This is a genomic window from Streptomyces sp. NPDC045899, assembly GCF_056431485.1.
On record NZ_JBWKKP010000007.1, the window covers coordinates 105,654 to 120,973 of the forward strand.

At 69.0% G+C, this 15,320-nt stretch carries 7 protein-coding genes and 1 tRNA gene; 3 read left to right on the forward strand and 5 right to left on the reverse strand.

The genetic code is table 11. The features are described 5' to 3' along the window. Positions 1 to 69: 69 nt before the first annotated feature. From AC07FT_RS12985 to AC07FT_RS13005, 5 genes are all read right to left on the reverse strand, one after another. Positions 70 to 5,256, reverse strand: coding sequence for an Eco57I restriction-modification methylase domain-containing protein (locus tag AC07FT_RS12985; protein WP_479176315.1), 5,187 nt, complete (start codon positions 5,254 to 5,256; stop codon positions 70 to 72). An 11-nt stretch (positions 5,257 to 5,267) separates the two neighbouring features. After that, positions 5,268 to 8,297, reverse strand: coding sequence for a helicase-related protein (locus AC07FT_RS12990; RefSeq protein ID WP_479176316.1), 3,030 nt, complete (start codon positions 8,295 to 8,297; stop codon positions 5,268 to 5,270). A gap of 82 nt (positions 8,298 to 8,379) precedes the next feature. Then, the gene (locus AC07FT_RS12995; protein WP_479176317.1) at positions 8,380 to 9,591 is read right to left on the reverse strand and encodes a serine/threonine-protein kinase; all 1,212 of its coding nucleotides are present in this window, start codon (positions 9,589 to 9,591) and stop codon (positions 8,380 to 8,382) included. 243 nt (positions 9,592 to 9,834) lie between these two features. After that, a complete protein-coding gene (locus AC07FT_RS13000; protein WP_479176318.1) occupies positions 9,835 to 10,668 on the reverse strand; it encodes a hypothetical protein in 834 nt (277 codons plus the stop codon). A 768-nt stretch (positions 10,669 to 11,436) separates the two neighbouring features. Further along, positions 11,437 to 11,508: transfer RNA gene (locus tag AC07FT_RS13005), tRNA-Arg, on the reverse strand. 225 nt (positions 11,509 to 11,733) lie between these two features. On the opposite strand from AC07FT_RS13005, the gene AC07FT_RS13010 reads away from it, so the two are divergent. The 3 genes from AC07FT_RS13010 to lysA all read left to right on the forward strand — a co-directional run bounded on the left by AC07FT_RS13010 (position 11,734) and on the right by lysA (position 15,271). After that, positions 11,734 to 12,165 carry a response regulator gene (locus AC07FT_RS13010; protein ID WP_479176319.1) on the forward strand — a complete coding sequence of 144 codons (432 nt, stop codon included), beginning with the start codon at positions 11,734 to 11,736 and terminating at the stop codon, positions 12,163 to 12,165. Positions 12,166 to 12,825: 660 nt separating this feature from the next. Further along, positions 12,826 to 13,860 (forward strand): ArgS-related anticodon-binding protein NrtL, encoded by a 1,035-nt coding sequence (gene nrtL, locus AC07FT_RS13015; RefSeq protein ID WP_479176320.1) that lies wholly within the window; start codon positions 12,826 to 12,828, stop codon positions 13,858 to 13,860. A gap of 19 nt (positions 13,861 to 13,879) precedes the next feature. Then, on the forward strand, positions 13,880 to 15,271 hold the full coding sequence (gene lysA / locus AC07FT_RS13020) for a diaminopimelate decarboxylase (protein WP_479176321.1): 1,392 nt from the start codon (positions 13,880 to 13,882) through the stop codon (positions 15,269 to 15,271). Positions 15,272 to 15,320 lie beyond the last annotated feature (49 nt).

Here is a 15,320-nt window from a genome sequence, read left to right on the forward strand (position 1 = left end):
AGACATTGAACGGCTGCCCCTGACACCACGATGTCAGGGGCAGCCCTGTGCCGAGCCAACGGCCTTCGACTATGCCTTCGCCTCTTCGCGGACGGGCGGCGTCCATCGCCCGGCGGCGATCTCCGCATCCAGCCGCGCCTGGAAGTGTGCGTGCGCGGCTCTCATCTCGGCCTCACGGTCCGCCTTGTAGAAGGGGGCCGAGTAGCCAGCCGGGGGCGGGGTGCGCTCCGGGTCTTCCAGGTGGGCGAGGAGGTCGAGGTAGTCCTGCTTGCTCTGCCCATGGCCGAAGGTGTTGAAGTCGGCCGCGATCTTGCGCCCCTTGGCGTCGAAGTAGGTTGCCGACTCGTAGGCGTAGAGCTGCGGGTAGCGGGACTTGAAGATCGCGAAGAGTTGGTCAGCGGTGATACCGAGCCAGACAGCTACGAGAGCGTCCAACTCGACGAGTGCGGCGCGGCGCTGGTGCTCAGTGCGGAGGGGAGTGTTGTACTCCCAGGTTGGCTTGAGTTCGGCGGCGAGAGGCTTCAGGTATGGCCAGTTTGGGTTGGCCCAATCCTCGTAGCCTGCCCAGCGGCGATCGAACAGCTCCGACCAGAGGGGGGCGTAGTGGGAGGTAAGAGCGTTGAGGCGGAGGGTGCGCAGGAGGAGGGCCGAGGCGAGGGGGTGTTTCGGATCGGGGGCTGGCATCTTCAACGCTTCGCCCGTCATGAGATTTGCCCGGCCAGTGATCCGTAGGAGGTAGTCCAGCGGAAGGGCGTCCCAAAATCCTGCATTGAGGACTGTTGCACGATTACTTGACAACGCCATGCTGTGCACGCCATGAATGTGAGCCGGGCCAGGAGGAATGAGAGCGGCGTGTAGGCAGCGGCTGCTATCGAAGGGGATCATGATGCGCCAGGCCAGCCGGAAGTACGCGGTGAATGGCCTGCCGAGCCAGGAATCCTGGGCTGCCAAGTACGTCGCCTCATCCGTGGCCCGCACATAATTGGTCACCGGAGCACACTCCTCCGGCAGTTCCGTCGGCACGAGCAAGTCCCAGTCCCGGTTGCTCCGGCAGGGGATCCTCGGCTCCTTCGAAAAAGGAAGCGCCGAGGTAAAGTGCGGGCCTTGGAGGATTACGTCTGCGAGCTTGGGAACAGCCTGATTGCCCCAGCGGATCAGCCCATCCTTTTTCGCGCTGGTTTCGTGGTATCCCCTTGAAATCATTGGGTGGTGGTCGGCCAGGCTGTTGCCATATGTGGCCAGCGCCTCGATCGCCCCTTGCTCACCAACGAGGACCGGGTACAGCAGAGGGGCTTGTGCTGCCTCATTCGCCGATCCTGTCAGGGCCTGCCAACTGGCCAACAATGTCGTGTCCACGCGCACCACGCGCTTGCGGTGCGGCCGGATGTCCCACGAGCCGTTGTGCTTGATACCGGGCGTCGCTCCCACACCGTCGTGGGCTAGCGAATCGGGCAGGACGTCGGCACCACGGAGCTCGCTGAGGTGCAAGAAATCGGGGTCCTGTGGTGTGCCATAGATGTGCATTCCAAACTCTTGGGACCAGTTCAGATCATCGAACGCCCATCTGGATGAGTTGACGAAATGCCCATGGACCCGGAGATGCCGATACGCCGCAGCCCGGATAGCGCCCTCTCGTGCGCCGCCGAAATGCGTGTCCGGGTGGATCAGGCCCGCACTGCCGCGCATTGCGATGTGTTGCCACACCCGCGCCATGAAAGCTCGGTAGAGGTCGCCCTGGGTACCGACAAGGGGCGGATATGTAGACGGGCTGCCCAGTGTGGCGACGGCCCCCGCGTGGGCGGCCAGTTCGTTGAGGAGGAAACCTTGACCATCGGCCGGTGCGGCCAGAACGTCTTCCTTGCGGAGGCGCCATTCCGCCGCGCTGGGCTTGTCTGCCAGCACGAACCACGGCTCCAGCTCCGCCAAAACCAAGTCCTCTTGCCACCTCGGCCTTACCCACGGCGGATTCCCCACCTGCAAATCAAACCCACCCCGCGCAAATACCTGCGCGAACTCCAACTCCCAGTGGAAGAACCCCTGCCCCTTCGCGACATCCTTCGCGACCGCCGTCCAAGGGAACCGCGTCTCCAGCCACTGGAAGCGGTCCATTCCCATCCACTCGGGCAGCTCGTCTTCGTACACGGAGAGGTCGTCCAGGGTCTCAAACGTCGAGACCAGCGACTCGCTCGGCACGTCCTGCGTGCCCAGCAACGCTTCCGCGAACTGGATCCAATCCTCCAGATTGGCCAGCGGGATGACAGGCCGACGCTGGCCCTTGATCTGCTCCTCGCGACGGCCCTTGCGGCGGCGGGAGAGCGAGTCACGCGTCAGAGCCATCTGCTTCGGCTCGGCGACAAAGCCGGGCAGCGCATCCGCCTCCCAAGCGAACAAGACCCCGGAGTCCTCCTCGGCCACGGCATCATCACCAGCAGCATCCGGAACGACCCCCGCCCCCGCCTCGAACTCCGCCGCCCGCTCCGCCAGCGCCTCGGCCCGCGCGTAGTGCTCATGCGTACCGTTCAGCAGCGAAGCACTCTGCACCGGCCAGAACCACAGCGCGCACCACGCATCCATCAGCGTCTTCAGCCGCCAGTACGGGGTGTCCGCCGCCAGCAGATCCGCCAGCACGGCTTCTCGCTGCACCGCGACCTCCGGCTTCCGCAGCCAGTCGTCCTCCGCGCCCCATACCCCGATCCGCCGCGAGATGTCCCGCTCGGACAGCTCCAGCCGCCGGACCACCAACCCCCACAGGTACTCGGCCCGTCGGGCCAGCCCCTGAAGGCGGGCCGTCTGCTTGGCCGTCGGCGACTTCGTGATCGCCTTCCGCCACGCGGCCAGCGTCTTCGCCGCTTCCGGCGCGAGCGCCTTCGCCTCCTTCTCGGCCGCGACCGCGCCCCATTCCTTGGCCGGAAGCAGGAAGTGGTGCACCGCGCCCTCCGGCAACCGCTCGCCGCCCCCCAGCGCGTCCGCCAGCGGGAAGCGCTCCGGAGTAGCGCCCAGCCAGGCGCCCTTCTTCAGCCGTTCCGCCGCGTACACCTCGCGCCGCCCCCCGATGAGCGAGTTGCCGCGCCGTAGGTGGAGGCCGAACCAGGGGGCCTCCATGCCCGGGTGCATGGTGTTGAGCCACAGGGAGACCTCGGCCAGCTCCACGGCCGTCTCGTTGAGGTCGACGCCGTACGAGTTGTGCAGCGCGATGTACGCCTTGACCTTCTGCAACTCCACGGCGTACTGATCGGTGTCGATCGACCGTCCCAGCTCGCCCTGCCTGCGCCGCAGATACTCGGCCGCGACCTGGTTGATCGCCTCGTTCAGGAAGGCGCCCGAGCCGAGCGCCGGCTCACAGATCCGCCACTCCAGCAGCTCCCGCGCCTCCGTGGTCGTGCCGTCCTGGTCCAGGCGGTGCTGGAGGGCGAGCTGCACGGTGACCTTGGTCAGCGACTCGGGGGTGTAGAACGACGCGGAGGTCTGCCGGTCGCGGCCCGACAGCCGGTACACGAACTCCCCCGGCGCGTACCGGGCCCGCAGCACCTCGCCCGTGTCCCGGTCGCGGCGGGTGACGAACACCGAGTCCGGATACTCGTCGATCTTCGACTTCGGCACCAGCCACGAGCCGTCCTTCGGGTCGCCGCCCTTGGCGACCTCGTACAGCTCCTCGCCCGCGATGAAGCCGCTGTACGACATCAGGCCCTCGTACACCGCGCCGAGCTGGTTGATGCCGAGCTGGGCGTACGAGATGAAGCCGCCGCGCTCGCCCTTCTTCCCCCGCGTGATCATCAGGCGGTGCAGCACCTCATACAGCGTGGCGTTGCGCAGCCGGGTGTCGAGGTAGCGGACGGCCTCGCCCTGGGCGAGGGCCTCGTCGGAGTCGTGGCGCGGGTCGGGGAGGGTGTCGGCGCCGATCAGGCGGATCGACTCCGGCTCGAACAGCTTGCTGTGCAGGGGCTCGAAGCGCAGGCCGATGTCCTCGCTGGTCTTCGCGCCCACCGGTTCGTTTTCCACGCCGTGGGTGCGGCGCGGGCGGTAGCCGTCCTGCACCTTGCGGAAGAGCAGGTCCAGGGACTCGTACAGGTAGACGCCCTCGCGGGCCTTCTCGCCGACCGGCTGCCGGTCGGCGATCAGCTCGCCGAGCCGGCCCAACCCGTACCCCTGCTGGTACTCCGGGTAGTCGGCGGGCAGGATGCCCAGCTCGGGGCGGGCCTCGGCGTACAGCAGGAACAGGATGCGGTACAGATAGCGCAGTGACTCGCGGGTCAACTGGCGGCCCAGCTCCTGGAGCTCGCCGATGTCCTCGGGGCGGATGCCCTGCTCGCGCAGCCGGGCCAGCACCTCGTTGGCGATCAGCTCGACGCTCGTCCGGAGCCCGTCGCGCAGGTCGCTGGAGACGCCCACCGCGTGCCTCGCGGACTTGCCGAGGAGCTCGGCGAGGGGGTTCTCGCCGCCCTCCTCCGGGGTGCGCAGCGAGTCCGCGCCGAACAGCGCGGCCACGGTGTCGAGTTCGCCGCCCGCCTTGGTGTCGTTGCGTTGCAACGCCGTGTCCAGGGAGACCGCGAGGTAGCGGCCCTCGCCCCACACCGCGCGGTCGGCGAGGACGATCACCCCGCCGCCGAGGAGCAGCACGTACCGGGGTGGTTCCTCGCAGGCGAACAGGAACGAGGCCAGTTTCGAGCCCGTGGTGAGGGTGGTCGAGCCGTCGAGCACGACCTCCTCCAACAGCCGTCCGCGCCCCTCGGAGTCGAGGGCGGCGTCCGGTTCGGCCGCCCAGCCGCAGTCCAGGGCGACCAGGCCCTTCTCGGCGTGCGCGACGGGGACCTCGTACGTCTGCCGCGCGCGCTCCACCGTGAGCGTGCGCGGCTTCGCGTCGTATCCGAGGGCGCGCAGCACCTCGGCGTTGAGGGCCCGCACCCGCTCCCGCCACTCCGGCGCGTCGTACGTCAGCGCGTCGTCGTCGGTGTCTCGTACGGCGACGATGCCGTCCTCGTTCTCGGGGAGGGCGAAGAAGGAGCGGGCCCTGAAGTAGGAGCGGCGCAGCTCCCGCAGCCCGGTCCGTGGCGTCACGGGCAGTTCGCCGCCACCGGGCGCTGCTGCCTCGGGCTGTCCGGGCTCCGGGGTGCTGTCGGTCCGCGCGGGGGGCTTCGCGGCCTCCTCGCGCTCCTTCCACGTTTGCAGCAGGCCCGACTTGAGGTCCTTGGGCAAGACCTCGGCCAGGTAGTGGGCCGAGAAGTAGTCGCCGCGGTTGACCAGGGAGTCGTACGTCATGACAGCTTCTCTCAGCGGGTCACGGGGGCGGAGAGCCACCAAGCGGCGGGCACGGACAGCGGCGGGGGACCGAGGACGACGGGCGGCGGCTCATCAGGGTCGCGCTTGCGGGCGGCGTCCGGCTTGCGATCGGGGTCGGGCAGGAGAACCGCCAGGACCCGCAGCAGCGGCCGGCCGGTCGTCAGCAGGGAGTCGGCGAGGTCGGCCAGGCGCTCCTTGGCGCGCTCCCCGGCGAGGGTCGGCTGGTGCCAGGTGGCGAGCCGGCTCTTGTACGCCGCGATGGGCTCGCGCAGCGGCTCGTCCCAGGCGTCGCGCCGCTCGTCGAGGAACGCCTCCGCCGTGCCGAGGATCTTGGGCAGGGCCTCGCGCAGGGGCTCGGGGGCGCGGTAGTGACGCTTGTTGGCCATTGTCGGGTCGACCCCGCAGCGACGCAGCAAGGACACCATGTCGTCGTCGACCGCGCCCCTGCGCGTCACGCCCATCCACTTGACGACCGTGGGTTTGCCGAGCTTGTTCGAGTACACGCCCTGGACGAGGTAGATCGGCTCCGCCACGTTCGCGGTGATCATCGGGGCTTCCTGGCGGCCCAGGCGGACGAGGACCTTGTCGGTGAGCCACTCGACGACCGGGTGCAGGTCCGTCAGCAGGGAGATCTCCGGCCAGCTGGAGGTGGATGACTCGCGGGCCCGCTGGAGGGAGTGCTCCGCGAGGCGGCGGTTGAAGGTGACGAGAAGCCGCTCGCGCAGCCGCTGCTCGCGGAGGTAGTCCATGGGCAGGGCCTTGAGGCGGTGGACGAGATCCGGGGGCGGCTGGAAGGAGAGCAGCCCCGACTGCGGGTCGCGGTCCAGCTCCAGCCGGGTGTGGGCGTCGGGGTAGACCTCGCCCAGCGCCTCGTCCAGGAAGTGCGCGGTCGAGTCGAAGAGACGGGGGAGTACGGGAGACGTCTCGGCGCGCCCGGACGCCGTCGAGGCCGCGTCCGGCCTGCTCATGCCCGCGGAGTCCGCCGGGTCGGCCCGGTCCGCCGGTTCCTCACCGACCGGGCCGAAGAAGTCGGCCAGGAAGTCGTCCATGCCCGTGTCCTCGTCGTCCGCGCCGGGGCGGCGGGAGTCCAGCGACTCGTCCACGGTCTTCCCGCGCAGCAGGTCCTGGATGAGGGACTTCTCCTCCGCCTCCGCCCGGTACAGGCCGGTCACGGCCTCCGCTGTGCCCAGTGAGCGGTGGGCCTCGTCCTCACGGCCCAGCAGCCGCTCGGCGACGACCGTGTCGTCCTTGGCGCCCTCGACCTCACTGGTCAGGATCAGCGCGCGGAACTGCGGCGGCCGGGCCTGCCCGTACCGGTCGATACGGCCGTTGCGCTGCTCGATGCGGATCAGCGACCACGGCACGTCGTAATGCACCAGCTGGTGGCACTGGCGGTGCAGGTTGACGCCCTCGGAGGCCACATCACCGGTCAGCAGCACCCGTACGGGCGTGTCGGCCAGGCCGAACTCCTCCACCCGGGCCATCTGCTGCTCGTCGGAGAGACCGCCGTGCATGACGCGGACGCAGTCGCGGGCCGCCCGGCCCTTGAAGCCGAGTGCGGCCGGGAGCACCCTCGCCAGCCACTCCAGGGTCTGGACGCGTTCGGAGAAGACCACAACCCGCGCGCCGGAGGTGGGGCCGACACCGATCTCCTCCTTGAGCTGGTGCACCAGGGCGGAGAACTTCGCGGAGTCGGACTCGGTGAGCTCGGCAGCCAGCTCCGACAACCGGCCCAGGGCGGCCAGTTCGGCAGCGGTGGCCCGCGGGTCGTCCTTCTTCTCCAGGCTTTTGATGCGGGCGGAGACGGTGGCCCTCAGCGCCGCGCAGGAGGACAGGAACGACTTCAGCAGCGTGTACGGGAAGAGGGGGACCGAGCTGACCGAGGGGCTGCCGTCGTGGGGGAGCCAGACGGACGCCAGCTCCTCGAAGACCTTCTCCTCGGCGGGGGTCGCCTGGCAATGCACCGACTGTGAGGGGCCGCGGTCCGCCCACTGGCCCTTCATCTGCTCGCGGACCTCGGGGCTGATCTTGGTGCGGCGGATGAACAGGTGCCTGATGTCGTCGGCGTGGTAGTTCTCCGGGTCGCGGATCGCCGCAGGGTCCAGCAGACCGATCAGCTCGGCGAACGACCTGGCGTCACCGTTGTGCGGGGTGGCGGAGGCCAGGATCAGAGCGTCGGTGCGGGGAGCGAGGATCTGCGCGAGCTGGTTGCGGAGGGAGCCGCGATTGATCAGGTTGTGCGACTCGTCGATGACGACGGCGTCCCAGCGGATCTGCTCCAGATGGTGCCGGTACTGGTCGGCGTTCTTCAGGGTGTCGATGGAGACGATGACCCGCTTGAAGGAGGTGAAGGGGTTGCGGCCGGCCGGGATCTCCCGCTGGATCCGCTCGATGCCGACCGAGTCCAGCCGTACCAGGGGGATGGAGAACCGGGTCCACAGCTCCTGCTGGAACTGCTCCAGCACATGCTGCGGGGTGACGACGAGGATGCGCTCGCCCCGGCCGCGGCGGATCAGCTCGGCGAGCGTCAAGCCGATCTCCAGGGTCTTGCCCAGGCCCACCACGTCGGCGATCAGCAGACGCGGTCGGAGGTTGGCGCCGGACAAGGCCAGCTCGGCAGGGCGCCGCTGGTAGGGCAGGGAATCCAGCAGGAACGAGTCGGCCAGGGCGAGGCGGCGCTCGGACTGGGGCAGCGCGGTGCGGCGCAACACGGCTTCCAGGAACAGGCGGGAGCGCCGGTAGTTCGGCGAGTCGTCCCGGACCAGCTGGGTGTCGCGCGGGTCGAGCAGCTCGATCCGGTCCAGGCCCGAGAAGAAGACGGCCTCCTGGTCGCGTACGAACTCCGACACCCCGACGACTTCGAGCCGGGTGCCGTCGTCCGTCGTCGGCGCGGAGCTCCTGACCAGCCACTCCTCGTCCCGTACGAGGATCTGGGCACCGGCCGGGTACTGCTCCTGCTCCTGCACCGGCCGGTCCGCTGTGGCGCCACTGAACTCTGCGCTGGTCTGGACGGCGGTCACCCGTGGCCTCCTGAGGCGGTTCTGTCGTACATGGCGCCCGTCAAGGGCCCGTTCAGTATCGCGGGTCAGACGGGCGTATTGGTCAGAAGGGCGTACTGGCGGCGTATGCCTCGCGCAGCCGCTGTGCGGTGATACGGGCCTGGGCACTGTGCCGCAGCGATCGCCGTCCGGCACCGCTGCGGTCCTGCGGGCGCACGGGAGGCCGTGTGGCGGGGGCGTCTGCGGAAGCGCGGTCAGGGTGGCTCGGGGCGCCGGGAGGCGGTACTGGTGGCTGCTGTCGGCCGGGCGGAGCGTCAGTCAGGGTGTTGGCCGCCTCCGAGGGTGCCTGGGAAACCGATACCCGCTGGCCATTCGAGAGCGCCTGCGATGACGCCTCGGTTCGGGGGACGGCGAGCAACTCGTCCAGGAGGTGTGCTGGAGCGGCTGTGTAGCTGGTGAGCCTGCGCCGCGCCTGGGCAACCTTCAGCCCATGCGCTTCGATCAGCGTCCGGCACTGTTGCACCACATCGTCGAGCGGGGGCCGGTCCTGCGCCTGGTGGGCCAGCATCGTTGTCAGCAGCGGCACCAGTCCCTCCGGAGCCCCGGACAGATCCGGAGCGGTCGTGGGATCGACGATCTGATGGAACAGGACGTGGATGTTGTCGGCCCGGTAGGGGAGGTGGCCCGAGGCGGCGAACAGCAGCACGGCACCCAGGGCGTACACGTCGACCGCTGGAGTCAGCGGCCTTTCGCCGTTCGCCTGCTCGGGGGGCATACAGGAAGGCGTCCCGACGACCGTGTTCGGGGAAGTCAGCGACACGCTCGACTCGGCGAACACCGCGAGCCCAAAGTCGATGATCTTCGGGCCGTTGGGGCCGAGAAGCACATTCGCGGGCTTGAGGTCGCGGTGCAGCAGACCCTGCTTGTGCACGGTCGCCAGCGCCTCGGCGAGCGTCGCGCCCAGAGAGGCGGTGAGTAGGGCGGGCAACGGACCGTGAGTGCCCACATGCCGGCTCAGGTCCAGTCCCTCGACATACTCGGTGGCCAGCCAGGGTGGGTCCGCCTCCACATCGGCGTCCATCAGGGCGGCGATCCGCGCGCCCCAGACCGCCTTGAGGATCTCCACTTCCTGCGCGAACCTCTGCCGCGTCTGCGAGTCCACGACAGACGGTTTGATCACCTTGACGGCAGCCGGTTCTCCGCCCGGCGATTCCCCCAGGTACACCTGACCCATGCCGCCTTGTCCGATCCTGCCGAGCAGCTCGTACCCGCCGAGCTCGGTTGGGTCCTCGGGGCTGAGGGGCGCGATGTGCACGTGGGGCCTCTCCTTCGGGACGGCGCGTACAAGGGGCAGTGCTCACCGTCACGCTAGACCACTCATTGAGGACGTGGGGGTGCACCGATGAGGCGGTGCTGCCCCCGCAGCGGTCTCTCCGGATGGCGATCCTCGTGATCGGCATCGTGCCGGTAGTCGTGGTCGATCCATCTCTGCGTACACATTGGAGACTCCTGGGCGGACACATCTCCAGAAGCCCCTCAGCAGGTGCACGTGCCATCATCAAAGGCGTTGGTTCGCCCCGCGCTCCCGCCTACGCTGCATCCGCTCGCGCTTAGAAAGCGAAGCGCCAGTCACCGCGGTAAATACCACCTCGCGACTGCCGCTCAAACTCAGTTCGAGCTGGCGTTGCACTCCTTGTGTGCCAAACCCTGTGGTGCCGATCCAGCCACCGGCGACGAGATCGGTAAACTCGGTGTTGTCGAGATAGCAATCAACCGTCTTTCGGCTAAAAGACCGAGCGCTGCCTGGGGATTGGAACCTCTTGTGTAGCTGATCGTAATGTTCGCGATCTAGGTAAATCCCGAGCGCCAGGCTTCTCGCATCCGGCATAAGGGAGTCCCCTTGGCAGAGCTTGAACCAAGAAGGTCTAGAGCAGAGGCGGTAATCTTCGACTTCGCGCCTCAGCTTGTCGCACTCGCCGTCGATCGCTCGCATGCGTTCGAGTTGATCAGCAAGGTTATTGTCGCTGTTCGGGTAGTAGCGCCAGTCCGATTTCCCGCTGCCCTTCGACATCCGCTTGTATTGGACCATGACGAAGCAAGCGCGTGACTCGTGATAGTAAATCAGGTCGACGCCGAGTGTCTCTTCTGCGGCTTTGCGGTTGGCGTTGTAGATGACTAGTCGTTGCTCCCCTTGGCTGAAGCCGGTCCATGCGGCCCTGTTCGGCCAGTCTTCTGGCCCCAGCCAATCACGAAAGCGTTGCGCGTCGTACGCAATCAGGTCGTCCTCGTGTGACGGGCCGTTACGCATTTGGGTGCGAGCAACAAATGGAACGTCATCGTCTTCGTATGGCTGGTCCCAACTAACAAACTCGTCAAGGTCGAAGTCCGTCATGCGCACGAAGGTGAGGGTCGCGTCACGTTCATCTATGAGCAACTTGGCGGTCGGTGTCAGGGCAAGTGATGGCCTGCTCCCTGCTCCGAGAGCATGGAGGTGAGGAACGACGTCGCTGGCCCGCTGACTCAGGGCTTGCAGCAGATGCCTCCCTGCGCCGTCCGGCAGAGCCCCGTCGCGAGATAGGTAGCGGCGTGGGAGCTGGGGAACTAAGACCTCCAGTTCTGCCCACGGTACGGGGGATAGGAGCCGGTACGGCTTGGTGACCTCAACTCGCCTCTTCAGGTCGTCGCCCGGCCCGCGCACTTTGCTGGCCCGCGCAACGTAGGTCATCTGTGGGGCGCCACGCTCGGCTCCAGTGATGATCAGAGTGACGTGCGTGCCCTTCCAGTGTTCCTGGTACTGGGTGATTACCCAGCGAGGCATGCTCCCGTCTTCTCTCCGACGCCACCAAGTCTTGAGGTGCTTCTCTTCTTTAGGGCAGTGCGGATGATCGCGACCATGGCAGTCATTCTTCAACGGGCGCTGCGCCTGAGTTCAAAGATCAGCCACTTGGTCGGGATCGACCAAGTGGCTGGCCTACGGATGAAGTGGCCGGTGCCGGCGGGGGTGCCGTTTCACCTGCGGCGATGTCTGGAGAGCCCGTCCACGGCTCGTGCACGGGCTCCGTCACGCGGCCACTCCGGGAGGCAGCCACCTGTACCTACGCGAAGACCCCGCTCTCAGCTGCTGGGCTGATGGCGGGGTCTGCTGGCACCTCATACAAGGTGCCCCCGGCAGGATTCGAACCTGCGCACACGGCTCCGGAGGCCGTTGCTCTATCCCCTGAGCTACGGGGGCGTTGCCGCCGGTGTTCTTGGCGACGGGTAGAACCCTACCAGCTCACTCGGGGTGTTCATGAACGCTTATCGGGAGACGGGCGGGAGGGGGTCGGAGGCGGGAGCGGAGGGGGGTATACCGCATGTGGAGGCGGGGGCGCAGGACTCCGGGGCGAAGGTCCCCCGCACGTGGCGGAAGTGGGCAAAACCCGGACGTGGCAGGGGCCGCGCGCCTACTCTTCAGTTTGTGCCTGGGTTGTCCGGCCGGGTCCTTGTCGTAGACGACAACAAGGTCATCCGGCAGCTGATCAGGGTCAACCTCGAGCTGGAAGGCTTCGAGGTCGTGACCGCGGCCGATGGTGCCGAATGCCTGGAGATCGTTCACCAGGTGCGGCCCGATGTGATCACTCTTGATGTCGTGATGCCCAGACTTGATGGGCTGCATACGGCATCACGGTTGCGCGCGGATGCGCGGACGTGCCACGTGCCCGTCGCGATCATCAGCGCGTGTACGCAGTACGAGATGGACAGTGGGAAGGCGCTGGGCGTCGATGCGTTCCTGGCGAAACCCTTCGAGCCGACCGAGCTGGTGCAGCTCGTGGGTCGGCTGAAGAGGCGAGGGGGTGCTGGGGCCTCGACGCCTGGTGATGCCGCGCCGGTTGTGGGTCCCACCGGTTAGTCGTCCGGGTTGCCGGATGACGGCGGCGGGGTGCGGCGGACGGTGGTCGACGCGGACGTGGTGGTGGCGACCGACCGGCCACCGGGGTGGGCGGTGTTCCGCGACCGGTGACGGGTGCGCCGGTCCGCTTCCCGCGACCGGTGCGCGTGGCCACGGCCACCGTGTGTGCGGCGGTCGGCGTCTCCGCGGCCGGTCGTGCACCCGGTGCCGGTCTCCGGACCGGTTCCGCCGGTGCGGCCTGCCGCGGTCCGACGAGTGTCGCGGTCACCGTCACCGTCCCTGCCCTCGCTGTGCCCCGTGGTCGGGTGACTGTGGCGGTCGCCCATGACCATTCCCACTTCGTCCCGCGACCGGGCGAGTGCGGAGGTCACCGCGACCATCACCCCGGCCTCGACCGCGCCCGGCCACCGCCCCGCCTCGATGACGCCCGGCGCATGTCGCGCACACCACGCAGACCGGGCTCCGCCCGCGCCCAGCGCACACCACGCCCGCCCTGTGCCCCGCCCGCGCCGCGCCTCCGCTCCCCGCTCGTGCCGGGGCCCCCTCCCGGTTCGCGCCAGCCCCCGCGCCCCGCCCCGTTCACCACCTCTGCGTCCGATCTGCGTCCGAAGGACGAAACCGGTTCGCGGGGGCACCCCCCTCCTCCCATACGCTTGTCCCGTGACACCCGCCCAGCTCTCCCGCACTGTGCTGCACACCGTGCGTCGTGCCGTCGAGGACGACGAACTGTGTGTGACCGTGCCGGAGCGGGTCACGGTGCGGACTCCGCCGCGGCCCGGGTGTGGCGATTACGCCACCAACGTGGCCCTCCAGCTCGCCGGAGCCGGAGCGCAGCAGAGCCCCGGCAGCCCCGGCGGCGATCCGCTGCGGATCGCCGAGATACTCCGGCGCCGTCTCGTCCGCGCCCCCGGCATCGCCCGCGTCGACATCGCCGCTCCCGGGTTCCTGAACATCACCCTCCATGCCGGCTCCCACGGGACTCTCGTGGCCACCGTCCTCGCCCAGGGGGCCGGTTACGGGTGCGGTGAGGGGCTGGCCGGGGAGCGGGTCCGGTTCGCCGCGGGGACGGCCGACGGGGACATCCGCGCCGCCCTCGTCGCCCACACCGTCCGCGGGCTCGTCACCGCCTGTGGGGGGCGGACGGCGGACGACGGTCCCGGGGGCGAGGTCCTCACCGTCCGGGCCGCCGGTGTTCCGGCCGACGAGCTGCTCATCCGGCTCGGCCCCGACGCCGCCCGCTGGGCCCTGCTGCGGCCCGCCGCCCATGACCTGCCCGACCTCGATCCGGGGCGGCTGCTCGCGCAGCGGGAGGCCAACCCGCTGTTCCGCGTCCGGTACGCCCACGCGCGGGCGCGTGCCGTGCTGCGGAACGCCCACGACCTCGGGGTCGAGGCACAGCCGGACGGGGCCGGCTACGACCATCCCGCCGAGACCGCCCTCCTCGCCCCGCTCGGTGACTTCCCCCGTACGATCGAGGCCGCCGCCCGGGACCGGGCGCCCGACCGGCTGGTGCGGCATCTCGTCGTCACCGCCGACGCCTTCTTCCGCTTCCACGACACATGTCCGCCCCTCCCGCGCGGCGAGCAGAAACCCTCGGCCGTGCACCGCTCGCGGACGGCCCTCGCCGAGGCCGCCGGCACGGTGCTCGCCAACGGCCTCCACCTGCTCGGCATCACCGCTCCAGAACATCTGTGACACCTGCGAGAGAGACACCATGAGCCGTTCCGCCCACCCCGCCGGGCCCCGCCACGCCGACGTCCTGCCCGAGGGGCACTACAGCGCGCCGCCCGCCGACCTCAATCAGCTCGACCCGCGCGTCTGGTCCCGCACCGTCTCGCGGAACGCCGACGGTGTGGCCACCGTGGGCGGGATCGAGGTGACGCGGCTGGCCGAGGAGTTCGGGACACCCGGCTACTTCCTGGACGAGGAGGACTTCCGGGCCCGCTGCCATGCCTGGCGGGAGGCGTTCGGGGACGAGGCCGACGTGTTCTACGCCGGGAAGGCGTTCCTCTCCCGGGCCGTGGTGCGCTGGCTGCACGAGGAGGGGCTCAACCTCGACGTCTGCTCGGAGGGGGAGCTGGCCACCGCGCTGGCCGCCGGGATGCCCGCGGAGCGGATCGCGCTGCACGGGAACAACAAGTCGACGCGGGAGATCACGCGGGCGGTCGAGGCCGGGGTCGGGCGGATCGTGCTCGACTCCTTCCAGGAGATCGTGCGGGTGGCGCATATCGCGCAGCGGCTCGGGCGGCGCCAGCGGGTGCAGATCCGGGTCACCGTGGGCGTCGAGGCGCACACCCACGAATTCATCGCGACCGCGCACGAGGACCAGAAGTTCGGCATTCCGCTGGCGGGCGGGCTGGCCGCGGAGGCGGTGCGGCGGGCCCTGAAGCTGGACGGGGTGGAGCTGATCGGCATCCACTCGCACATCGGCTCGCAGATCTTCGACACCTCCGGGTTCGAGGTGGCTGCCCATCGGGTGGTCGGACTGCTGAAGGAGATCCGCGACGAGCACGGGGTGGAGCTGCCCGAGATCGACCTCGGCGGCGGTCTCGGCATCGCGTACACCGCGGACGACGACCCCAGCGAGCCGCATGAGATCGCCGCGGCGCTGCGCGAGATCGTGCACCGCGAGTGCCGGGGCGCGGGGCTCGCCGTGCCGCGGCTGTCGGTCGAGCCGGGGCGGGCGATCGTCGGGCCGACCGCGTTCACGCTGTACGAGGTGGGGACGGTCAAGGAGCTGCCGGGGCTGCGGACGTACGTGAGTGTGGACGGCGGGATGTCCGACAACATCCGTACCGCGCTCTACGACGCCGAGTACTCGGTGGCCCTGGTCTCCCGTACCTCCACTGCCGGGCCGATGCTCTCCCGCGTGGTCGGCAAGCACTGCGAATCCGGTGACATCGTGGTCCGGGACGCCTTCCTGCCCGCGGACCTGGCGCCCGGCGATCTGATCGCCGTCCCCGCCACCGGGGCCTACTGCCGTTCGATGGCGAGCAACTACAACCATGCGCTGCGTCCGCCGGTCGTCGCCGTGCGCGACGGACAGGCGCGGGAAATCGTCCGGCGCGAGACGGAGGAAGATCTCCTCCGGCTCGATGTCGGCTAGCGAGAAATAAATCTCGGATACTGGACCCGGGATAGGAAATCCCGTCCAG

Excerpts from the sequence above, each read along its gene's own strand:
- lysA (WP_479176321.1), top strand. The coding sequence starts at position 13,880 with ATGAGCCGTTCCGCCCACCCCGCCGGGCCCCGCCACGCCGACGTCCTG.
- AC07FT_RS13000 (WP_479176318.1), bottom strand. The coding sequence starts at position 10,668 with ATGACGGACTTCGACCTTGACGAGTTTGTTAGTTGGGACCAGCCATAC.
- AC07FT_RS12985 (WP_479176315.1), bottom strand. The coding sequence starts at position 5,256 with ATGACGTACGACTCCCTGGTCAACCGCGGCGACTACTTCTCGGCCCAC.